This is a genomic window from Cryobacterium sp. W22_MBD10_FK3, assembly GCF_052113745.1.
Classification (GTDB): Bacteria; Actinomycetota; Actinomycetes; order Actinomycetales; family Microbacteriaceae; genus Cryobacterium.
Genome location: NZ_JBGQOH010000002.1, coordinates 1 through 21,937, shown reverse-complemented (window position 1 = coordinate 21,937; position 21,937 = coordinate 1). Strand labels below are relative to the sequence as shown.

General features: G+C 63.1%; 20 protein-coding genes. 5 read left to right on the top strand and 15 right to left on the bottom strand.

All coding sequences use genetic code 11. The features are described 5' to 3' along the window. Window positions 1-9: 9 nt before the first annotated feature. Window positions 10-2,016, bottom strand: coding sequence for an FAD-dependent oxidoreductase (locus ACEN2M_RS03025; protein ID WP_441646647.1), 2,007 nt, complete (start codon window positions 2,014-2,016; stop codon window positions 10-12). Between the two features lie 215 nt (window positions 2,017-2,231). On the opposite strand from ACEN2M_RS03025, the gene ACEN2M_RS03020 reads away from it, so the two are divergent. Next, entirely contained in the window at window positions 2,232-3,473 is a 1,242-nt protein-coding gene (locus ACEN2M_RS03020; protein WP_441646646.1) for an ROK family protein, read from the top strand. Window positions 3,474-3,591: 118 nt separating this feature from the next. On the opposite strand, the gene ACEN2M_RS03015 is transcribed toward ACEN2M_RS03020, so the two are convergent. From ACEN2M_RS03015 to ACEN2M_RS02990, 6 genes are all read right to left on the bottom strand, one after another. Next, the gene (locus ACEN2M_RS03015; RefSeq protein ID WP_441646645.1) at window positions 3,592-4,989 is read right to left on the bottom strand and encodes a glycoside hydrolase family 32 protein; all 1,398 of its coding nucleotides are present in this window, start codon (window positions 4,987-4,989) and stop codon (window positions 3,592-3,594) included. Window positions 4,990-5,102: 113 nt separating this feature from the next. Beyond that, window positions 5,103-6,758 (bottom strand): ABC transporter substrate-binding protein, encoded by a 1,656-nt coding sequence (locus ACEN2M_RS03010; protein WP_441646644.1) that lies wholly within the window; start codon window positions 6,756-6,758, stop codon window positions 5,103-5,105. 6 nt (window positions 6,759-6,764) lie between these two features. After that, a complete protein-coding gene (locus ACEN2M_RS03005; RefSeq protein WP_441646643.1) occupies window positions 6,765-7,742 on the bottom strand; it encodes a carbohydrate ABC transporter permease in 978 nt (325 codons plus the stop codon). 7 nt (window positions 7,743-7,749) lie between these two features. After that, window positions 7,750-8,592 (bottom strand): ABC transporter permease, encoded by an 843-nt coding sequence (locus tag ACEN2M_RS03000; protein WP_441646642.1) that lies wholly within the window; start codon window positions 8,590-8,592, stop codon window positions 7,750-7,752. A gap of 128 nt (window positions 8,593-8,720) precedes the next feature. After that, window positions 8,721-9,758 carry a LacI family DNA-binding transcriptional regulator gene (locus ACEN2M_RS02995; RefSeq protein ID WP_441646641.1) on the bottom strand — a complete coding sequence of 346 codons (1,038 nt, stop codon included), beginning with the start codon at window positions 9,756-9,758 and terminating at the stop codon, window positions 8,721-8,723. A 213-nt stretch (window positions 9,759-9,971) separates the two neighbouring features. After that, window positions 9,972-10,379, bottom strand: coding sequence for a MerR family transcriptional regulator (locus ACEN2M_RS02990; RefSeq protein WP_441646640.1), 408 nt, complete (start codon window positions 10,377-10,379; stop codon window positions 9,972-9,974). Between the two features lie 90 nt (window positions 10,380-10,469). Here ACEN2M_RS02990 and ACEN2M_RS02985 point away from each other — a divergent pair, with 90 nt between their 5' ends. Beyond that, window positions 10,470-11,453, top strand: a complete 984-nt coding sequence (locus ACEN2M_RS02985; RefSeq protein WP_441646639.1) for an aldo/keto reductase — start codon at window positions 10,470-10,472, stop codon at window positions 11,451-11,453. 427 nt (window positions 11,454-11,880) lie between these two features. On the opposite strand, the gene ACEN2M_RS02980 is transcribed toward ACEN2M_RS02985, so the two are convergent. The 4 genes from ACEN2M_RS02980 to ACEN2M_RS02965 form a co-directional block, all read right to left on the bottom strand. Continuing rightward, complete coding sequence (locus ACEN2M_RS02980) at window positions 11,881-12,318, bottom strand: hypothetical protein (RefSeq protein WP_441646638.1); 438 nt, start codon at window positions 12,316-12,318, stop codon at window positions 11,881-11,883. 410 nt (window positions 12,319-12,728) lie between these two features. Beyond that, window positions 12,729-13,043, bottom strand: a complete 315-nt coding sequence (locus tag ACEN2M_RS02975; RefSeq protein ID WP_441646637.1) for a DMT family transporter — start codon at window positions 13,041-13,043, stop codon at window positions 12,729-12,731. Further along, complete coding sequence (locus ACEN2M_RS02970; protein WP_441646636.1) at window positions 13,043-13,390, bottom strand: DMT family transporter; 348 nt, start codon at window positions 13,388-13,390, stop codon at window positions 13,043-13,045. Before ACEN2M_RS02970 ends, ACEN2M_RS02975 begins: the two co-directional genes overlap by 1 nt. Continuing rightward, on the bottom strand, window positions 13,387-14,001 hold the full coding sequence (locus tag ACEN2M_RS02965) for a TetR/AcrR family transcriptional regulator (RefSeq protein ID WP_441646635.1): 615 nt from the start codon (window positions 13,999-14,001) through the stop codon (window positions 13,387-13,389). Before ACEN2M_RS02965 ends, ACEN2M_RS02970 begins: the two co-directional genes overlap by 4 nt. 187 nt (window positions 14,002-14,188) lie before the next feature. Between ACEN2M_RS02965 and ACEN2M_RS02960 the strand changes: the two genes are divergently transcribed. Next, window positions 14,189-14,782 (top strand): TetR/AcrR family transcriptional regulator, encoded by a 594-nt coding sequence (locus ACEN2M_RS02960; protein ID WP_441646634.1) that lies wholly within the window; start codon window positions 14,189-14,191, stop codon window positions 14,780-14,782. Window positions 14,783-14,871: 89 nt separating this feature from the next. On the opposite strand, the gene ACEN2M_RS02955 is transcribed toward ACEN2M_RS02960, so the two are convergent. Both ACEN2M_RS02955 and ACEN2M_RS02950 read right to left on the bottom strand, forming a co-directional pair. Continuing rightward, window positions 14,872-15,570 (bottom strand): ABC transporter ATP-binding protein, encoded by a 699-nt coding sequence (locus ACEN2M_RS02955; RefSeq protein ID WP_441646633.1) that lies wholly within the window; start codon window positions 15,568-15,570, stop codon window positions 14,872-14,874. 9 nt (window positions 15,571-15,579) lie between these two features. Continuing rightward, on the bottom strand, window positions 15,580-16,611 hold the full coding sequence (locus tag ACEN2M_RS02950; protein ID WP_441646632.1) for an FtsX-like permease family protein: 1,032 nt from the start codon (window positions 16,609-16,611) through the stop codon (window positions 15,580-15,582). Between the two features lie 545 nt (window positions 16,612-17,156). Between ACEN2M_RS02950 and ACEN2M_RS02945 the strand changes: the two genes are divergently transcribed. Next, window positions 17,157-17,474, top strand: a complete 318-nt coding sequence (locus ACEN2M_RS02945; protein ID WP_441646631.1) for a hypothetical protein — start codon at window positions 17,157-17,159, stop codon at window positions 17,472-17,474. Between the two features lie 437 nt (window positions 17,475-17,911). On the opposite strand, the gene ACEN2M_RS02940 is transcribed toward ACEN2M_RS02945, so the two are convergent. Then, complete coding sequence (locus tag ACEN2M_RS02940) at window positions 17,912-18,391, bottom strand: hypothetical protein (protein WP_441646630.1); 480 nt, start codon at window positions 18,389-18,391, stop codon at window positions 17,912-17,914. A 660-nt stretch (window positions 18,392-19,051) separates the two neighbouring features. Between ACEN2M_RS02940 and ACEN2M_RS02935 the strand changes: the two genes are divergently transcribed. Continuing rightward, a complete protein-coding gene (locus ACEN2M_RS02935; protein ID WP_441646629.1) occupies window positions 19,052-19,324 on the top strand; it encodes a peptidase inhibitor family I36 protein in 273 nt (90 codons plus the stop codon). Between the two features lie 507 nt (window positions 19,325-19,831). On the opposite strand, the gene ACEN2M_RS02930 is transcribed toward ACEN2M_RS02935, so the two are convergent. Next, window positions 19,832-20,437 carry an RNA polymerase sigma factor gene (locus ACEN2M_RS02930; RefSeq protein ID WP_441646628.1) on the bottom strand — a complete coding sequence of 202 codons (606 nt, stop codon included), beginning with the start codon at window positions 20,435-20,437 and terminating at the stop codon, window positions 19,832-19,834. Between the last annotated feature and the right edge of the window lie 1,500 nt (window positions 20,438-21,937).

Below are 21,937 nucleotides of genomic sequence, written 5' to 3'. Positions count from 1 at the left end.
GTCAACCGGTCACATGTTCTTGGTCACCTCATAGGCGTTCCACACCGCGTACATGATGCTCGAAACCTGCTCGGCATCGCCGATGAGGTGCAGTTCGGGCACCGAGAACTGGATCTCTTCATAGAGCGAGCGCTCAGACACGTAGCCAACCGCGAGCACGGCCGAATCTGCCACGATGACGGTCTCGTCGCCAGTGGCTCGGTCGCGCACCACGTAGCCGCCGTCGCGAGATCCGGTGACCATGCTGTTCACCCGCAGGTCGATGTTCTTGAATGCGACCAAGTCGCGAACCATGTCGGAGTTCGCAGTGCAGAGCGGCCCACCGGCGGTGAGGATGTCGTTCTGGTACTCCACGAGCGTGGTCGCGATGCCGCGGCCCTCCAGCCAGAGGGCCAGCTCGCTGCCCACGAGACCGCCGCCAATGATCACCGTGGAAGCACCGACGTCTTCCCGGCCCAGCAGCACGTCCTCGGCGGTGTAGACACGGTTGGCGCCATCGACGGTCATCATCTTGGGCTTGGAGCCGGTGGCAACGATCACGGCATCGTAGCCGCCGGCCTCCACCATGGCCTTGGTAACGAGGGTCTCGAAGTGCACGGGCACTGCCAGCTCGGTGAGCTCGTTGGTATACCAGGCCGCGAGGGCGAGGTCGTCTTCCTTGAAATCGGGCTGGCCGCCGGCGATCAGGTTGCCGCCGAGCCGGTCGGTCTTCTCGAACACGGTCACGGTGTGGCCGCGCAGGGCGAGGGTGCGGGCGGCTTCGCATCCAGCCACGCCGCCGCCGACCACCATGACGTTCTTCTTGAGCAGGGTGGGCGAGAGGCCGTAGGTTTTCTCCCGGCCGGCGGCGGGGTTGACGGCACAGGAAATAGAGGTGAAATGCTGCAGACGGCCCATGCAGGCTTCCTGGCATGACAGGCACGGGCGCACGGTGTTGTATTTGCCGGCACGGATCTTGTTGGGAATGTCGGGGTCTGCCAGCAGCGGCCTGGCCATGCCGATGAAGTCGGTCTGTAGATTGCGAATGGCGTCGGATGCCCGGTCCGGGTCCTCCATGCGGCCGGCGGTGATCACCGGGATCTTCACGACGCTCTTGAGGATCTGGTTGTACGGCAGGTACAGGCCCTTGGCCTGGTACATCGGCGGGTGGGTCCAGTACCAGGAGTCGTAGCTTCCGACATCCGCGTTGAGGCAGTCGTAGCCGGCCTTCTCGAGCAGGATCGCAACGGCGATGCCCTCCTCGATGTCGCGGCCCTTCTCCTCGAACTCCTCGCCCGGCAGGCCGCCCACCTTCCAATCCTTGATCATGGACTTCATGCCGTAGCGCAGCGAGACGGGGAAGGCGGCGCCGCAGGTGCGCTTGATCTCGTGCAGGATCTCGACGGCGAAACGCAGCCGGTTCTCCAGCGATCCGCCGTATTCATCGGTGCGCTGGTTGAAGAACGAGATCGCGAACTGGTCGAGGAGGTACCCCTCGTGCACGGCGTGAACCTCCACGCCGTCAAAGCCGGCCTTCTTGCAGACCGCGGCAGCCTCGCCGAACTTCTTCACGATGTAATGGATCTCCTCCACCGTCATTTCGCGGCAGGTCACACCGTCGATCCACCGGTGCGGGATGGGCGACGGGGCGATGGCGGTCTGGCCGAGAATGGACGGGATCGACACCCGGCCGAACCCGGCGGCAAGCTGACAGAAGATCTTCGAGCCGTAGGCGTGGATGCGTTCGGTCATCGGCTTGGCCGTCGACACGAAGTAGTTGGGGTTGAGGGTCGCACACGGCAGCGAGGGCAGGGAGCAGACCTCCACCTCGTTCTCCACCTTGGTGGTGCCCGTGATGATCAGGCCGGCGCCCCCCTTGGCCCGCTCAACGTAATAGTCGGCGGCGCGCTCGGTGTAGGCGCCCTGCTCGTCGCAGAACCCACCGGGGCCCATGGGCTCCATCACGAAACGGTTCTTCATCTCTACAGTGCCGATCTTCATCGGGTCGAAGAGAACGTGGTATTTCTCGTCCAGCATGCGCCTGCTCCTCAGTCGTGTGCCCGCCGCCCATGCTGGTGCCGCGGCTGCGACAGTGCCGACCGGATGAGCCTAGCCAAATCGTACAACCGTTGAACTAAGTGCTCGCAGGGGCTTTGGTCCCGTGGCGACGGCCGGCTGGGGAGCCGGCAACCCCCGGCTCGGGCACGGTGTGACATCATCCGTAGATGACACATTCGGCTTCCGCACGGCTCGTGAGCAGTGACGTGCGGGAACACAATCTCGGAGTGGTGCTCACTCATCTCGACACCGTCGGGTCGGCCGGCCGGGCGGAGATCGCCACCGGCACCGGGCTGGTGCGTGGCTCGGTCACCACCTTGATCGCCGACCTGATCGAGCTCGGCCTGGTGCGGGCTGCAGAGTCGGGCACCCCTGGCTCGCCAGCCGAGTCGACGGGGGCTCAGATCGGCCGGCCCCGCACACGTCTCGAAATCGCCGGCAACCACCTAGCGGTGCTGGGCATCCAATTCGCCGTAGACGAGGTGCTGATATACGGCTCCGACTTATCCGGACGAATGCTGGTCGGCGCCGAGCACCATGTGCGCACCCCGATCGGCAACCCCGAGGCACTCGTCGACCTCCTGTCCACGTACATCAACGGCGCCGTCCAAGAGTTACAGGTCGCCGGCCACACCGTCATTGCACTCGAGGTGGTTCTGCCCGGCAGAGTCCCCACCGGAACCAGTCTTGTCACCTCCTCGATAGAGTTCGGCTGGTTCGGCGTTGATGTCGGTCGACTCCTAGGGTCACGGATGACTCCGTTCCCCCACGGCATCACAGTGTCGAATGATGGCAACATGGCTGCGTACGCCGAGTTCACCTCCTTGCAACGTGACCCGACAGTCGGGCGGGTCACCGACATGATCTACGTGAAATCCGACACCGGTATCGGCGGCGGCGCCATTGTGAATGGTCGCGTTCTCCATGGCGCACGGGGTGCAGCATTCGAGCCCGGCCACATGATCGTTCAGCATGATGGTGCCCGGTGCGAGTGTGGCAAAGACGGCTGCCTGGTCGTGGCTGCTGGGCCAACCGCGGTGTTGCATGCTGCAGGCCTTGATGACTTCCGGCGCGACAACGGACTGCCCGACGCGCTTAACGAGCTCGTGCGCCGGTACGCCGCGAACGATGCTCAGACGGTTGCGGCAGTGGCTGATGCGGCTCACTGGTTCCGCATCGCATTGTCCAACCTGATCGTGACGCTGGAACCGCAAATCGTGGTGCTCGGCGGCTATCTGGCGTCCTTCACCGACCAGCTCACCCCCCGGGTCGAGAGCACCTTGGCGATTCTGGGCACCGAGCTCGTGACCGGCGCCGTCGCGGTTCGCCCAAGCGCTCACGGGCGCCTGGCTGCCGTGCAAACGGCGGTGGCAGAGCGCCGCCGCCACTTTCTGGCCAATCCAGCCGCGTTGCGCCCGCTACTCCGCCGAGCATGACTCATCGATCAGGCCAGCAGCACCGGCGATCAACGCGGTAACGACGATGAGAACGGTACCAACGGTTCAACACGAGGTCAGTAACGGTCTCCCCCACGACGAGAATGTCTCGGCCGCTTCAAAGCGCAAGCGGTTCGACCTGAAGCGAGGTGAGAGGGGCGCGGGGAAAGATCTGCTGGGTGATCGCGACGGTGCCGTCGTCGGCGAAGACCTCAAGGATCGTGGCGTCGATGACGATGGTGAGGTGCAGGCGCGCATCGTCGCTCATCAGGGGTGCAGTGTCCACAGAGGGAAATGCGGGGTGGAAGTCCACGGCGCCGCTGTGGGTGCGGTCGGAGGAGATAGTGCGCTCGTCGCCGTCGATCATGAGAACCACCCGATCGTCCGCGGCGCCGCTCAGGGTGAGCTCGGTGCGCTCGCCCGGGCCGCAGGGCACGGTGACCGTGAAAACGGTGACCGCCGAGGGCTCGGCCGGCAGCACCGGCTGTTGGCCTACCCGCAGGCGCCCATCCGCGGACCGCACGAGGGTCAGCTCACGGACAAGGGACATCGCCGATCGCCAGGGGTAGGTGGGCGTGACGTTGGCGTACTCCCAGTTGCTTGCCCAACCGATCATGAGACGGCGACCGTCCGGCGCGTCGTTAAATGACACCGCCGCGTAGTAGTCCCGGCCGTAGTCGAGCCAGTCGAAGGTCGAGAGGTCGGTGGACTCGGAGAGGCGGTCGGGGGTGAAGACCGCGCCGTCGAAGTCCCCGATGAAGTACTGGGTTCCGGATCCTCCGGCGATCGAACCGGGATTCAGGCTCACCACCAACACCCACCGGGTCTCATCCGTGCCCTGAATGGTCAGCGGGAAGAGGTCCGGGCATTCCCATACTCCCCCGACCGCGTGGGCGGGACCGAAATGGGACTGCCGGCTCCAGGTGATCAGGTCGTCGGAGGTGTAGATGACCACTCGGAAGTTGGTCGCCTCCACGGCGACCATCACCCAGTAGCCGTCGTCGCCGCCGTACCAGAACACCTTGGGGTCGCGGAATTCCGCGGATCCGATGTCCAGGACCGGGTTGCCCGCATACCGGGTCCAGGTCATTCCGGCGTCGAGGCTGTAGGCCAAGGACTGCGCCTGGCTTGACGGTCCGTCGATCAGTCCCGGCCGGGCGCTGGTGTAGATCGCAACCAGCGCCGTCTGGCCGGGTCCCGCGAATCCAGCGGTGTTGCGCACATCGACGACGGCGCTGCCCGAGAACGCCATCTCGTCGGCGGTGGCCGGAATGGCGATGGGCTGCTCGGTCCATGACACGAGATCGCTGGACGTGGCATGTCCCCAGGAGATGTTGCCCCAGGTGTCGCCGAACGGATTGGTCTGAAAGAAGAGGTGGTAGACCCCGTCGTGGTACAGCAGGCCGTTCGGGTCATTCAGCCAGGCACTCTCAGCAGTGAAGTGGGCCACCGGACGGGGCGAGGATGTGGGCAGATTTTCCCGAGAAAGAGTGAGTTCGGGGCGGGTGGTGGTCATGGGTGCTCCTGACGTGTCAGTCGTCTGGTCGGTCGGTTAGTACGTGAGCGACGGGCGCGCAGGTAATGAGGGAAAACGGCTCGTGCGGGCGGGCGCCCACACGAGCCGGAGGGTTACTCTCCGCCCTTTTGGAAGCGGTCGTAGGCCTGCTGGTAGGTGGCGATGACGTCGTCGACGCCCAGGGACTCCAGCTGGGAGACGTAGCCGTCCCACTCCTTGTCCACGGTTCCGTTCACGATCCAGGCCGCGAACTTCTCCTTGACGAGGGCGTTGATGTCGGTCACGGCGAAGGAGGTCTGGTCGAGCTCCTCGGTCGAGAGCATCACCGGCGGGTAGGCCTCGTTGGCCTTGAAGGGCGCGTAGTACTCGGTGACCAGGTCTTGGCGTTCCTTCGCGCGGGGCTCGGGTGCCACCACTGTCGCGAAGTCCTCCTTCGTGGTGATCTTCGGTCCGCCCGGGGCGACCTTCTGGCGGCGCTCCCCCTCGGCCTCGCCTCCGGTCGCCGGGATCTGCACCAGGATGCCGGCGGCATCCTCTTCGAGCGTGACCCCGACAGGGCCCCAGTTGGACTGCGCGGACATCACCGGGTCAAACAGACGGTCGGCCCAGCGCATGGTGGCCGACGGGTACTCGTTGGACTTGGTGATGGCCATCGCGCCCCGGTTGATCTCCTGGTTGTTGGCGACGCTGGCGAGCTTGTCTCCGTCGACACCCTCCAGGATGCCCAGGAGCGCGTAGTCATCGACCCGGTCGTCCCCGACCATCTCCTTCAACTCCCACCAGAAGAAGGAGCCGAGCACTGGGGTCTCCGCCTTGCCCTTAGAGAGGTAGGCGAGGTCGTCCTGGGAGAACGATTCCTGATCGATCAGGCCATCAGCATGCCAGTCGGCCAGGGCAGCGACGCCGTCCCGGTAGCCATCCGTGTTGGCCGTGAACTCGACCTCGCCGTCACGCACGATCCGGTGGTCGTTGTTCTCGGGTTGACCGCCCAGCGCGGCGATCAGATCGTTGGGGTTGGCGCAAAAGGAGTCGGTGCGAAACGACAGCGGGATCTCGTCGGCCTGGCCGTTGCCGTTGGGGTCCTGAGTCGCGAACGCCTCCAGAGCGTCGTGGTACTGGTCGATCGTGGTCGGCATGGGCAGGCCGAGGGCATCCAGCCAGGCCGTGTTGATGTAGAGGAAGTTCGGGTGCTGCAGAATACCGAGCTCCTCGACCGACGGGAGGGTATAGATGTGACCGTCGGAGGCGGTGATCGCGGCACGGATGTCCGGGCGGTCGTCGAGGATTCCGGACAGGGTCGGCGCATACTCCTCGATCAGGTCCTCCAGCGGCAGCAGCGTGCCGTTGCCGCCGTACTGCGCGATATCGGCGTCGGTCAGGCCGGAGTTGTACAGCACGTCGGGCAGGTCGTCGCTGGCGAGCATCAGGTTCTTCTTCTCGATGTACACCTGCTCGGGGAGGTTCTTCCAGTTGATCTTGATGTTGGTGTCTGCCTCCCACTGCTGCACGAGGGCCATGGTGTCGTAGTCGGGCGCCAGGGCCGACTTCGTGCCGCCGAACGAGAGCGACAGCGTGTCGGTCACGATGGGGAGGCCGTCTGCCTGAAAGCCGAAGTCAGCGGATTTGTCCTCGATTTCGGTGCTGTTGCCGCCGGCCGAGCAGCTGCTGAGCAGCAGCACGCCGCTCACGCCCAGGGCCATGCTGGTGAAGAAACTACGGTGTCTCATCTGTGTTCCGATCTTCTTGGTGGTGGGGTTGGTGGTGGGCACGGGAGGTCAGCTCTTGACGGCGCCGAGCAGGGCGCCCTTGGTGAAGTGCTTCTGCATGAACGGCAGCACGATGAGCAGCGGCAGCGTGGAGATGACGATCATTCCGTACTTGATCAGTTCGCCCAGGCGCTGAGCGGCAGCGTAGGAATCCATCGCGCCCGAGCCGCCGGCCGAGGACACTTCGGACTGGATCAGCACATTGCGCAGCACCAGCTGGAGCGGGTATTTGTTCTGGTCTTCCAGGAAGATCAGGGCGTCGAAGAACGCGTTCCAGTTGGCGACCAGGTGGATCATGATCATCAGGAAGATCAGCGGCTTCGACAGCGGGAGCACGATGCTCCAGAAGAACCTGAAGTCGTGTGCGCCGTCGAGTTGCGCCGCATCCCGCAGCTCGGCGGGAACGTTGTTCTCGAAGAAGGCCCGCGCGATGATGAGGTTCCAGACGCCGATGGCGCCGGGCAGTACGACGGCCCAGATCGAGTCGAGAATACCGAGGTCGCGCACCACCAGGTAGCGGGCGATGAGTCCCCCGTCGATGAACATGGTGATGATGAACAGGAGCATGAAGAATGTGCGCCCGTACAGGTCTTTGCGGGAGAGGGCGTAGGCGGCGCAGAGCACCGACACCACGCTGATGCAGGTGCCCACCACGGTGTAGAGGACGGAGTTGCCGAAGCCGCGCAGGATGGTGGAGTCCGAGAAGATCCGGGCATAGCCCTCGACGGTGAAGCCCTTGGGCCACAACCAGACATTGCCGTTGAGGATTTCGGACGGTTCGCTGAACGAGGCGATCACGATGAAGTACATCGGGTAGAGGATTGCCAGGATCACCAGGAGCAACCCGCCGATGGCGACGACGTTGAAGACCGGATCCGCCATGCGGGAGCGCCAGCTGCCGGTGTTGCGGGGCAGTGCCGCGCGGGGTGGCGGCGTGGGCTTCGGCTCGGTAAGCGGAGCGTCGGACGTGTGAGTGATGTGGGTCATGGCGTCGTCACCAGAGACTTGATTGGCCCGCCTTGCGGGCAACCTGGTTGAAGGTCAGCAGCAAGACGAGGTTGATGAGTGAGTTGAACAGCCCGATGGCTGCGGAGTAGCTGAACTGCGCCTGCTGCAGTCCCACCTTGTAGACGTAGGTCTGGATGACTTCGGACGTCGGCAGATTGAGGTCGGTCTGCATGAGCAGCACCTTTTCGAATCCGAGGTTGAAGAGGTTGCCGATCGCCAGGATGAACAGGATCGTGATCACGGGCATGATGCCGGGGATGTCGATGTGCCGGATGCGCTGCATCTTGTTGGCGCCGTCGACCCGGGCGGCCTCGTGCAGCGACGGGTCGATCGCGGTGAGGGCGGCGAGGTAGACAATCATCGAGAAGCCGGCGTTCTGCCAGATGTCCGATCCCACGAACAGCGGCCGGAACCACTCGGGTATCCCCATGAAGAACACCGGATCACCGCCGAAGGTTTCGATGGCGTTGTTGACGATCCCGGCGCGGGGCGAGAAGAGCAGGTGGATCATGCCGACGACCACGACGATCGAGATGAACGACGGCGAGTAGAGCACGGTCTGGGTGAATTTCTTGAACCGTTCGCTTTGCAGCTGGTTGACGATCAGCGCGAGGATGATCGGCACCGGGAAGGCCAGCAGCAGCCCCAATGCGTTCAGGCTCAGGGTGTTCACCAGGAGCCGCTCGAACTGGAACGACGTGACGAACCGGGCGAAGTGTTCCAACCCCACCCAGGGGCTACCGGAGAAGCCGTCCGCGGGGTTGTAGTCGCGGAACGCGATCTGGGCGCCGTACATCGGCCAGTACTTGAAGATCAGCACATAGACCACAGCCGGAGTTAGTAATACGTATAACTGCCATGACACGAGCGCGCGTTTCAGCGGCGAGCGGCGCTTCCGCTTCGTTCGCGCAATGGGAGGGGGCGAGATTGGCACTTGTGGGGGTGAAAGCTGAACTGTCATGCGGGCACCTTTGCACTCGCCACTGATCCACGGGAGATCAGTGAGCATTCAATGGGATTTTGGCTGGGCTTCTGCTTGTTTTCGTTGAGGAGGAGTTCGACGGCCCGTCGAGCCATCTGTTCATACGGCAGCTCCATCGTGGTCAGGCCGGGATCCAGGTGGGGCGCGATAGTGTCCTGGTTGTCGAAGCCGACGATGGAACAGTCAGTGGGGACGCGGAGGCCCAGAGACTCGAGGGCGCGGTAGGCCCCCCAGGCTGTGCGGTCGTTTCCGCAGAAGATGGCTGTGGGCCGGTCGGTCTGGCGCATCAAATCCTTGGCGAGGTCCAGTCCGTCCTCGACGATGCCCGTACCGGAGCGCAGTTGCCTTGGGTCCTCGGCGATGCCGGCCTCGGCCAGTGCCCGACGGTAGCCGGCGAGCCGTCCGATGCCAGCGGGCAGGTCGCTCTCGGGTGGCTGGATATTGATCATGGCAATGCGTCGATGGCCCGCTTCGATCAGGGCCCGTGTTGCCGTGTAACCACCGAGTTCTTCGTCGGGGAAGACGCTGGAGACCAGGCCCGCGCGGTCGCGGGCATTGACGACAACCGTGGGCACGTCCCGCAGCGCGAGAGGGATGTCGACCACCCGGTGGTACATCGACGCATAGACGACTCCCTGCACCCGGTAGGAGAGCATCATGTCGATTGCAGCCGCCTCGAGTTCGGCGGTGTTGTAGGTGTCGACGCTGAGAATGACATGGCCGGTCTGCCAGGCCAGGAGCTGGGCCCCTTTGAGAAGCTTTCCCGCGAAGGGGGCGCTTGCCACCTCATCGGATATGAAACCAATGATCCCCGACTCACCACTACGGAGGGACTTGGCAAAGGCGTTGGTGCGGTAGCCCAGTTCGTTCACTGCCGCCATGACGCGAGTTCGGGTGGCGTCGGTCACCCGATTGCCGGGTGCGTTGTTCAGCACGAGCGAGACTGTGGCCTGGGACACACCAGCGTGCTGGGCGACTTCCCACATCGTTGTCGCGCGGCCCTTGTGTGCCATCTGTACCACCTCCTCGTGATCGTGCAGTTAATCGTATGACTGACCATAACCGCGGGCACGTGACGGCGTCAAGGAAATTCCATAACTGCCGCGGGATTAAGCCTGCTGTGACATTCACCGGTCACTGTCGGCGTTCGGTGAACGTGCCCTGTCGAGGGTTCTGTGACACTGAGGATCGTGTGACGGCAGCGTGGTTCTGGGCGATGGACTATCTCACGGTTCCGGAGTGCCCGATATGGCCTGTTTGTAGGCGTCGATTTTCCGTTCAAGGGCGGAGAGGTGTCGGTTGACCTCGGCCAGACGCGCGAGGACGGCGGTCTGGTGTTGCTCCAGGAGGGTGAGCCGTTCTTCGTCGCTGGACCCAGCCCGGTACGCCGCAGCGTATTCCTTCATCTCCTTGACGTTCATCCCGGTACCCCTGAGCATCGCCACACCCGCCAGCCAGGTGAGTGCGGCCTGGTCGTAACGCCGCCACCCGTCGCCCCCGCGTCTCGGTGCCGGAGCGATGCCTTCCTTTTCGTAGTAGCGGATCGTGTCGACGGTGATACCGAGTGCATCGGCTGCCGCCGAGATCGTCAGAGCTGTGCCGGTCGCGGTGTTGACGTCGGGGAGCGGGTTCATGGTCACCAGTCTCCCATTTGACATGGTGTGCACACCAGGGTGGATGCTCGGGGTATCCGGTCATCCCGGCTCACGCGAAGGACACCACTTATGAAGCAGACCTCTCTCGGCTCGCAGGGCCTCACCACCTCGGCACTTGGCCTCGGCTGCATGGGAATGAGCGCCTTCTACGGCGGCGCCACCGAGTCGGGTTCCATCGAGACGATCCGTCGCGCCCTGGATCTCGGGGTGACCCTGTTCGACACGGCGGAAGCGTATGGGCCGTTCGCCAACGAGCAGCTCCTCGGCAAAGCACTCGGCATCGACCGGGACAGTGTGACGGTTGCGACGAAGTTCGCGACCGAGTTCGACGACGACGGCACTCCCAAGGGACTGAACGGGTCGCCCGCTTACGCCCGTCTCGCCCTGGACCGGTCGCTGCGGCACCTCGGAACCGACCACATCGACCTCTGGTACCTGCACCGGGTCGACCCGGAAACCCCGATCGAGGACACCATCGGGGCGATGGGGGAAGCCGTCACCGCCGGGAAGGTCCGCTACATCGGAGTCTCGGAAACCTCCGCAGACACTCTCCGGCGAGCGCACGCAACGTTCCCGATCGCGGCGATCCAGTCGGAGTACAGCCTCTTCGAGCGGGATGCCGAGCACAACGGGGTCCTCGACACCGCCCGCGAGCTTGGTATCGGATTTGTTCCGTTCTCACCCCTTGGGCGGGGGTTCCTTGGCGGCACTGTCACCCGGAAAGATGACCTCCCCGAGGGTGATGCCCGACGGAACCTGCCCCGCTTCTCCGATGAGGCCATCGACGCAAACCTCCGTGTCGTCGACACCCTTCGAGGGATTGCCGAGAGGAAGAACATCACTCCGGCGCAGCTCGCGCTGGCATGGGTTATCCAAGCCGGGACCACTCCCATTCCGGGTACCACCAAGGCGACCCGGATGGAAGAAAACGCCGCCGCCGCTGACGTCGTCTTCACGGAAGAGGACCTTCGGCAGATCGAGGAGGCGTCTCCGCACGGGGTCGCCACCGGCGCCCGGAACACCGAGGCAGGCATGGCTCGCGACCGCGGCTAATCACCAACCTCGCCGGGTAGGGGTGGATTTATCTCCTGGGCCTCACCCGACCAAACCGGTCGCGACCGGTAGTGGGTCACCCCGCGTCACAATGAGCGGCGCAGTAGGCTACCGGCATGCCACACCTTCCCTCCGCTGAGCCCACAGCTTGGAGGCAATGTGTTCCTGCGACGCGGAAAGTCGACTGACGGTTGGGCCCTGGTCGGGTTCGGGATATTCGCCTGCATCTTCTCCGCGATCGGGCTCTTCGGAGGTTTCGGGACCGTAGACAGCGGCGATCGATTGGGACTGATGGTCTACTTCGGTATTCCACTCGGGATCGCTGCAATCATTGGCGGGATCGTTTCCTTGTACCGCGACGGGCGCAGAACCCAAGACTGACGCGCTTACCGTAGGGAAATCATTTGGCTTTGCAATCACGTGTCCATTAGTTAGACGCCGATCCGAATTCGCACCCGAAGCTGGCCAATGTGTAGATGAGCCCGTCTAGCTCAACCTGGGTCCAGCCCTCCGGCTTGGAATCGCCGTCGTAAAAACTCCCGAAAACCAGAAGAGCTTCGGTGGCCAGAAGCATGTACTCGCGCCGCTCAGCAAGGGACGTGATCACGTTCGGCGCGACACCCCTCGCGTTCGCGGCCGGAGAGAGCCCGAAGAAGACGAATCGAGTCAGAAGGTGCCCGGCACCGTCTGCGTCTTCGAAAAAGTCGCGATCGGTTTCAAACGGAATAACCGTCTCCCCCACGACCAGCTTGAACACTCCGCCAGAAGATCTCCCCCGACCGGCCAGGAACTGTATCCACACGCCCCGTTCGTCATCAACGACCCTGGAGTCACTCGCGCTAGCGGCTTCCTCGATACAGAACATGCTCTCGCTTCCAATAAATAGCGCAAATGCTGAACCTCACGACGCGCGCCTCGACCGGCCAACTCTATCCACCACCGCACACCCGCCCCTGTCCCAATCCGGGGACGCGAGCCGCGCCCACGGCAGTCGTTATGACACGGTGCAGTCACACCACCCCGCTACGGCAATCGATTGAGGACAGTCGGAGTAACGCTGGGCGCCCATAAGAGGAGAGTAACGAGATGAGACCACTCAGATAATCGGACAACGTCGGCCTATGGGTGGGTAGGGTGACTCTCCCCCGGACCGTGACAGATCCGGGGACCTCCCTAGTGACGGCGATCTCGGTGGTCACCCTCGCCAGCGACGAATCGTCGTTCGTGACCGGGAGCCTGTTCCGTGTTGACGGAGGGATGACTGAACTCTGACTGTCAGTGACCGAGTTCGACGAGGAACACCCCGGCGATGATGAGGCCAATGCCCACGATCATCGTGCCTGACAGCGGATCTTTGAACAGGATGCGGCCGAGGATCGCTGTGAGCGCGACCCCGGTCGCGGCCCAGACTCCGTAGGCGATGCCGATAGGCAATCCGAGGGTGAGGGCGACCGCGAGCAGCGAGAATGCGACGAGATATCCCGCAACGACGGCGATGTACCAGCGCTTGTTGCCTTCGGTCGCAAGCTTGAGGCTAATCGTCGCGAACACTTCGGTGACGATCGCGATGGCGAGCAGGAGCCAGCCCATCAGATTGCCGCCTTCCCGCGGGCAGCGAGGGACCGTTGTGATCCGATTTCGACGAGAAGCACACCGGCCACGATGATCGCGATGCCCCCGAGCATGACTGGCGTGAGGGCTTGGTCGAAGAGCACGGCCGCCAGCACGGCGGTCAGCGCAACGCCCGATGCGCCCCAGATGCCGTATGCCACCCCGATCGCCATTCCGGCACGCAGCACCTGAATGAGAAGCACGAACGACGCAAGGTAGCCGGCGACGACAAGCGCGTACCAGCCCGGCTGGCCGACCGCGGCCTGCATGGAGAGCGCCGCCGTCACCTCCGACACGATCGCGGCGCCGAGGTACACCCACTTCATGCGGCACCCTCCTCGGCCAGAGTGGAGAGCGCTTCGGCCGCAACGGCGATCGATTGCTCGGCCGCCTCGTCGTCCCGATCGCTCAGCCATGACGAGGTGATTCCCTCGGAAACAGCGATGAACACTCGGGATACCTGGACCGCCGGCATGCGCCATGAGATGTTGCGCTCGGACGACCATGCTTCGACGCTGGCAGTGACCTCTCGAGTGTAGGACTCGTGTTCCCACCGGGCCAGGTCGTGCAGCGTTGGGTCGCGCCGCGCCAGCGAGATGAGCTCGGTGAGCGCGAGGGCCGCGTCGGGTCGCGCCCGGACGAGGTCGAGGTTCGCCCGGATTCCGGCCACAACCTTCTCGGTCACCGAAGGTGAGTCGATCTCCACGGCGAACGACGCAGTCATCGAACGGCGAAGTTCTCGTTCGAGAACCGCGCGGAAGAGATCGGCCTTCGAGCCGAAGCAGTAGTGGAACGCTCCGTGAGGGAGCCCCGCACGAGCAGTGACCGCCCGTGTAGTCACGGCCGTGAGGCCGTCGTCGGTCATCACGGCCAGCGCAGCGTCGACCAGCTGCTCCCGCCGCTCCTCCACACTTCGGTGTTCTTGTGTTGTCGTCATGCGTTGACCCTAGTTGAACTTGGCCAGATGGCCAAGTCTGGGAAACACCCAGAATGACCACGGTTTTCCCGCCATGCACTATCGACCTGGCCATCTGGCCAAGTCTGGGCAGAGGGTCCACTCATGACCGACTGCTTCTCACGCTCACTAAACTGGAGGCGCAATCGCATGAGAAGGGCAGCAAGGCATGCCGAAGATATCCGCGCCGACCGTAGCAGAACACCGCAGACGCCAGCGCGAGGCGCTCCTGGCGGCCGCCATAGAGCTGCTTGTGCATGGGGGCGTTTCGGCCGTCACCCCAGCGGCCGTAGGCGCAGCCGCGGGCCTGGCCCGCCCCAGCTTCTACCAGTATTTCGACTCGGGCGCCGGCATCCTGGCGGCCATCATCGAAGACTCATTCCCACGCTCGAACGCCCTGCTCGCCATCGCGCTCGACGGGCTAACCGAGCCGCTCGACGTGATGGACGCCTACGTGCGCGAGACGCTGCGCCAAGCCACCGAGGGAGCGCATCGCCCCGCCGCGGCCCTGTCGGCAGCACAGCTGCCCGACGAGTGCCGGGCCCGGCTGGCCGAACTGCACCACGAGCAGATCGCCCCGTTCATGGGAGCACTGCAGCAGTTGGGTGTGCCCGACCTGATGATCACCGCCCGCCTGCTCGGCGGGGTACTAGAGGCGGCGATGGGGGCCATTGAGTCGAATGCTGACTCTGATGCCGTCACCCGCTCAACCATCGCCCTGGTCCATGCCGCAGTGCAGCCGGCCGGGTCGCTGCACCCCTAACGACACTTACCTTTCCGGGCCGCAGACGTGAACGACGCCGACGAGGTGGCACTTCAGCCACGCTTTTGGCGCCTGCGTCGGGGTGCAACCTAAGCGGCCGCCGCCGCTTCGTGCACGCTCAGGTTGCCGTCGACCATGCTCAGAACGGTGTCCATCAGCGGCAGGTGGCTGCGATCGTGGGTCACCAACAGGGTGGCCACGTTGCGGGTGCGGGTCAGATCGATGACCAGCTCGATGATGGCGGCGCCGCGCTCCTGGTCCAGGGCGCTGGTGGGCTCGTCGACCACCAGGACGGAAGGGTCATTCATGAATGCTCGTGCGATGTTCACCCGCTGACGTTCTCCACCGGAGAGGGCGTGCGGGCGCTTCTTCGCCTTCTTCTCCACACCGACGGCAGCTAGGAGCTCTATCGCCTTCGCCCGCGTCTGGGCCCTCGAGCGATTAGACGGGGTCGAGCCCAGATGGCTCATCAGCTCAAGCTGCTCGAGTGCGGTGAGAGACGGGAGCAGGTTTGCCTGCTGGAAGACGATGCCGATCTGATCGCGGCGCAAAGCGGCGGTCTCCCTGCGGGCGAGGCCACCAGCCGCGGTGCCGTTGATCAGCACCGAGCCCTGCTCGGGTGAGATCAACGTAGAGGCCACGGCCAGAAGACTCGACTTGCCCGAACCGCTGGGGCCTGTGATCGCCGTGATCTCGCCGGGGAGAACTATCAGGCTCGCCGCATTGATCGCGGTGATGACGCTGTCGCCGTCCGGGTAGGTGAGGGTGACGTCGCGAAGTTCGATCATGGTTTACTCCTAGCTGTTCTGGGCATTGAGGGCGGACAGCGGGTCGGACTTGACGACACTGCCCAGCGCGAATGCTGCACCGACCAGGCCAAGGCCGACCATGGCAATGCCGGGAACCAGGGTGGTGAGCGGGCTGATCACGAAGGGAACGGCCGCCGGCAGTGCGGCGCCGGCCGCGATGGTGAGCCCGATTCCGAGCCCCACGCCGACCAGCAACACAACAAACGCCTGGCCGAGCGCATCCCGCACCAGACTGCCGGTTGAAGCACCGAGCGCCTTCAGCACGGCGATGTCCTTGCTGCGCTGGATGGTCCAGACTGTGAAGAACGCCCCGATCACCAGCGCGGAGATTCCGAGAAGTAGGCCGAGCATGAGACCTAGCGAGCCGATCTCACTCTTGAAGACCTCGATCGCCATCAACGACATCAGAACCGAACTTGAGACAGTTGCCGCGTCTGCGTCGACGAGGGCGGCATCCGTCGGTGCGCCCTGCACGATAAGCGCCGTCGCGAACGGGGCCTCTGCCGCCGTCTGCTTGGTCACGGTGGCGCGCCAGTCGTCGATCGTGGTCCAGATCACGCCGGTGTGGCTGTACTCGGAGTCCTGGGACACTCCGGCCACTGTGAAGGTGTCGCCGAAGATGAAGATCTCGTCGCCGACGTCGGCCGACAGGGCCTCGTGCGAACGCTCGGACAGGATGACGGTGCCCGCCTCCGTGGGGATCATCTGGTTCGGTGAGACACGGGCGAACGAACTGTCGACACCGAAGAGCGAGGCGGTCTGCTCGCGATCCCCGGCCGCCGTGACCCTGCTGGTCAGGATGCCGAGCGGCTCGACGACATCCACGCCGTTCGCCGCCGACCAGATGGCCGCGGACTCGGCGCTGATCGTGGAATCGGAAAAGCTGAGCGTTTTGCCCTCTGCCGGCGCAGACAACACGACCTTGTCGGCCTGGAACGGCATCACCGCAGAGATGTTGGCGTTTGCGAGCCCCTGGGTCAGGCCGCCCAGGAACCCGACCAAGAGGGTGATGAGAAGCACTACGGAAGCAATGAGAGCGAATCTGCCCCGGGCGAAGCCGAGGTCACGCCATGCAACGAACATGTCCAACCTTACTGACAGTGGTGTCAGCAACACTGTCGGCCCCAGCATAGCCCCTCGACCATGAGGCCCCCAAATACCGCGGCGTTCGTTGCCGTGCACCGTCCCTGCGTTCCGCTCCTCGGCCCCGCTTCCCGAGACCGCTACGGGGCTGCGCTCGCATGTCCAAGACAGCGGATCTTCTGAATCCCACCTCCCCTCCCCCGCAGGTCCGGGACTGCCCAGCGTCTCAGAAAGTCGTCTCACCACGGTTCGCATCCCATGTGTGACTGCCGGTTTCAGCGCTTGGTGGCGACGTTCTGTGAACGCCATTTCGTGTCTCGACATGGTTCTCGGCGCTGGCTCAGAGCGGGAAACCAGTGTGGTGTATCCAATGGGATTTCGTTCGCTTTGGAGTCCCCAGCGGGACGTGTTTCTGGATCTGTTCGAGGACGGAATGGCCCAAGCAGGGGCTGGAGGCCATCTCGCTGCGGGTCGATGTGCCGGTGGTCCTCGCCAAGGCTTGGATGATCGCGAACGTTTACGCCGCGATGTTCCACGCTCGGGCGAAGCGCCACTTCGGTGATGAGATGCCCGAAGGTGTAGCCCCGTATCCCACGCTCGCCATCGGACGACACCCCGAGCAGGTAATTGGCGGACGACCCCTCGGGTACCGGGAGGCGGTGACCCTACCGCCTGATGGCACCACCGAACCTCGCAAGTCCGGTCTGTTTTTCCACGGCAGCTTCATCCCGATGGACATCGATTACGACAGCAAGGTCGACGGAGTTGCATGCGTGGCCGAGTGGGGTGACTGCCCCTGAACGGGCCAGTCACCCCTACTTTCAGCTACAAGTGTGATTTCTCTCTGCGGCGAACGATGAGCGCGGCAAGGCTCAGCAGCGTTGTGAACAGAGCGAGCAGCACCACGAGGTTTGTTCGTACGGTATCCACGACGCCGCCCGCGAAAAATACCGATAGGGCGACCGCGGCAGTGGCAAATGGCGAACAGCAGAGCGCCACCAGCAAGAACAATGACGATCCGACGAGTAGTCATGTGATTCAGCGTACTGACCCCAACAACTCGCGGCCGGAGAGCCACCGATGTTCAACCAGATCCCACCGTTACTACTGAATGCCTGGCAAGTGGCGATGGCTGCTCCTCCGAAAGTTATCACAGCGGCAACAAGCCCTCCGATCGGTACCGCGGCAGCCCCCGCCCCGATCACCACCAGGGCTGCAGTCACGGCTCCAACTCCGGCTACCCAAGTCCGGCAGCTGCTATGAGCTTGGCCGTGTTGCAGCTGTTCGCCCCGAATTGAAAGCCCCATGGAATGTAGCGGCCGTTGTAACCGTTCTTACCCGAGCAGCTTGCTGCCAGGGCCGCGACGCGCTCTGATCCAGCCGAGGGTGCAGCCTTGACAGTGCCGACCACTGTCCATCCGTCGGACTCGAGGACAGCAGCGTAGTCCGCGATGCTTTGGGGAGTCGCGCCACCCTGGGCGGCGGCAGTCGCGTCGAATACGAGGGCTTCGGTGTCGGTGGATCCGATCACAGCAGCGATGTCCGTTTCGTCCTGGACGGTCAAGGTGACCGGCGTCCCACCCGAGACGACAGGTGTCGGCGGAGGTGTTTGCGGTGCGGCATTGGCCGCAGAGCTCGCCCCAAGAACAAGAGCGACCACTGTGGTGGTCGTTAGAAGGAGGGACTGCCACTTGCGGCGGCCAGTATTGGCGTGCATCTGTGATCCCCTTTGAATAGTGTCGGTTTTGTTTCTTGTCTATGGGATGTCCGGCTAGGTCCGAAGGTTCATGGTGGAGATGTTTTGCAGGCGGTAGTCCCTGTGCCCCTGAGCGATTAGCTGGTTTCTTGTCGCGAAAGTTACTGGGTCCGCGATCGAGCGGCCGGGGGAGAAGAAGCAACTCGACCACGCCGAACCGATCGACACGGTCCTCGTGTGCGGGTGAATAGCCCGTCAGGTCGTCGCCGTAGGTCGAAGTACCGTTGCCTGGCATCAAGCCCGAATTGCTTCGCCGCAGGGTTTGCCAGGAGCTATCACGAGTGAACCGTTCCGGTTGTCCGGACATCTCTCTGTGAAGGGGAAGATCCCCGATCATGCAGAGGAGCTCAGATGGGCAAAGTAAGTAGGCGCGGGACTCTTGCGGTTCTGGTTGTGGCAGGCGTGCTGGCGTTCGGGCAGGTGTCTAGCGCCATGGCGCAATCCGCACCCGGCGCCGTGGAGGTGCACTGCGCGGCACAGGTCACGCCGCTCAACGAACCGACGCTCCCGACTGATCCAGTCTGTTTCGGTACCGAGGTCGAAGTCGATGCGTATATTGCGAGCATCCAGCCACAGGGCTAGGCTGCTCGCCGCGCCAACGCATCAACGATCGTCGGGACGGTGTATCAGGGCGCAAACCGAACTGGTTCCAGTCTGACGCTGTGGGGGGCGAATGGGTGCGCCGGTTCAGTATTTGGGTTCAGTTCGCTGGAGTCCGGTTGGACCAACACCATTAGCTCGGCCAGTGGTCAGAACGGGTGTTGGGTGACTCTCTATACGGCGGTGAGCTATGGAGGATCCAGGCTGAATTGCACGCCGTATTGCGCCAGTCTTGGGAGCTGGAATGACAGTGTGAAATCGTTGGTTTTCCGTCCAAATGGAACATTCGGATAACCGGTTAACTCACCAGGGGTGCGAGCCCGACTATCTGGCAAACGTTCGCCGTTTCGCCGGGTACGACGGCCGCACTCCCATCACGCATCACACACACTTGCAGCTCCGGAACCACACCGGGCTTATTGGCTGGTTTGGTGGGTTCGAAATCGTTCGCGAGCACTCCTTGTTCCCACATGGCTGTGCAGAGCGTGAGAGCATCCCGGGCTTGGCCGCGTCCGTTGCTGTCCGCGATCGTCGCTGACGAGCCAGGGTAGGTGCCATCAGGGTCTGCGCTCGTCGAGCTGTAGCAATGAACGATCGCCGTGTTCTCCACGCTCTTCTCCTGCAGCAGGACCGTGGCACCCGTGGTAGCAATGCCCGCGACCAGGAAGAAACCAGTGACCGAGACCAAGATCCGGCGACGTCGACGTTGGATCCGACGGACGGGTTCGTTCCGGAGAGTGTGCAGAAGGAGCCCACGAATCGCGTCAGTTCTCTCAGGGGTCATCTCAGGCTCAACGGAGTTCATCCTGGTATCCCTTCTGAGGTCAATTCGCCGGCCGTATGTACTGTTATGTCCGACTCACCTAGATAGGTTCGGAGTTTTCTGCGCGCACCGTTCAATCGTGACTTTACTGTCCCTATTGGCACATCAAGCACCCCGGCGACCGTAGCCATCGAGAGCTCCTCAACAAGGCACAAGTCGACAACAGTCCGCTCGACCGCGCTTAACCGGCGCAGCGCCTGCGTGAGTATGTTGGCTCGCTCTTGCAGGTCCAGCCGGTCGTCAACATCGGGAACCGGATCAGCCGCAGGAGCAATTGGAAGCTTGGCGAGAAGCCGGCGATAGCGTCGGGCGGCTCGGTCACTGTTCAGAGTGAGGTACGTCGTGACCGAGAGCAACCACGGCAACAGCGAACCATCTACGATACGCACTTTCTCGCGGGATCGCCAAGCTTCCAAGAAGACCATGGCGACCACATCCTCCGCATCATGCACGCTGCGAAGACGGGAATAGGCCTTCCGGAATATTCGGGCGCGATGCCGATCGAAGAGGACTGCAAACGCACTCTCCGTGCCCGCCACCGCTTCAAGCCACAGCGAAGCATCCGATACAGCGTCGCCGTTCACAAGCCCCTCCCCCCGGACACTTTTCAGACTAGCCGGTCAATCATTGCCCAATTCAAATATGCCCCGAACTAGGGGCCAAACCGGAAGGGGTCCGTTGCACACCCATCAGCCCAGATTTGAACCTTTGGGAATCACCCGGACATACCAGGGAGAACCACTCCTCAAACTGATCCCCCTGGAGACACTGATGGCTGAATCACGAACAATCTCCGTCGATATAACGCACCTCGTAGAGGCAGCTCTGCACCTACCGGATCCTGAACGAGATACCCGATCAAACCCTGTCGACGGCGCAACTCATCCAGCTTTCAGCGCGCAGTAGTTTGTTCATTCACGAGCTTGATTGATCCCGAGTCCGTCCTGTTTCTCATTGGCGTACTCCTCGTTCTCAACCTGAGCGTTCTGGGCAGGATCAAGACCCTCGAGCGCAAGACCACTGACCGAGATGACTCGGGAGGCACATGCAGATGACCGACACCGAATATCGCCACTCTGTGAAACGACGACTGCCCGTTCTGTTCTCGCCTATCCGTCTCCCCCTCTTCCTGGGGTCTGTGGTGTGGCTCATCGTGTTGAACATGATCTACATCAGCAACTCCGGCAATCCGTCATGGGCTGGTCCCGCCTCGGCCTTTCCGATCCTGGTGTGGGTGACGGTCATGCTGATGACGGACAGCCGTTATCGGAGGGCGGGGAACGGAAGCTCTTCACCGAATCGGCCCAGAACGCGTCCTCACTAGCAGGGGAGGGTGGCGACAGGACGGGACAGTTTCACCGCTACCGTCAGATCCAACCGCACCCTCTTTATAGTTTTCAGGTGCCCTGCGGCTTTCCATCAATTCAACGGATATCACGGCGTCCGGCAGTACTCTCCGAATTCCGACGGCTGGCCATTCCCTACCGCGTCCGTTTCCCCAGTCAAGGTCGAGAGCATCTCATGATCCCGGCTCCTGGCCGAAGATGCGTGCCAGCCTGCATTGGTCCTGCGAGTTCGACGTAGACTACTGGGCCAGCTAACGCCAGGCGGCTACCAAGGAGCGCGGGTTCCGATTTAAGTCTTCGCCGCGACATCAACGACATGAAAAGATTCGTGGAGCGCGATACACACGAGGGACTGCTGGCTGTTCGAAGCGGAACAGGATGGAGACGCCCAATGCCCAATTGGCCTGTACCCGTGCCATGCACTTGCTTCATTTGAACCTGCGACCCCCTGTAAGGTTCTAGCCTTAACTCGGGCTTTGCCGAAAATGTCCGATAACTCTCGGATTCCCATGTGTTTACAGGGAACCGGGCGGTTCACAGCCCCTAATTGTACTCGGTCAATTGGGGTCGGCTGAAATTGAATCTGATGACTAAATGATGACTGTTAGCGGCCATGACAAACTGCCCATAGGCGGCCACGGAACTGCCCACTGACGGCCAATAGAACTGCCCGCTGGTGGCCATGAGATCTGCCCACTTCTATTTCTGAACCCCCGCCCGGTTACACGGCGGGAGCCC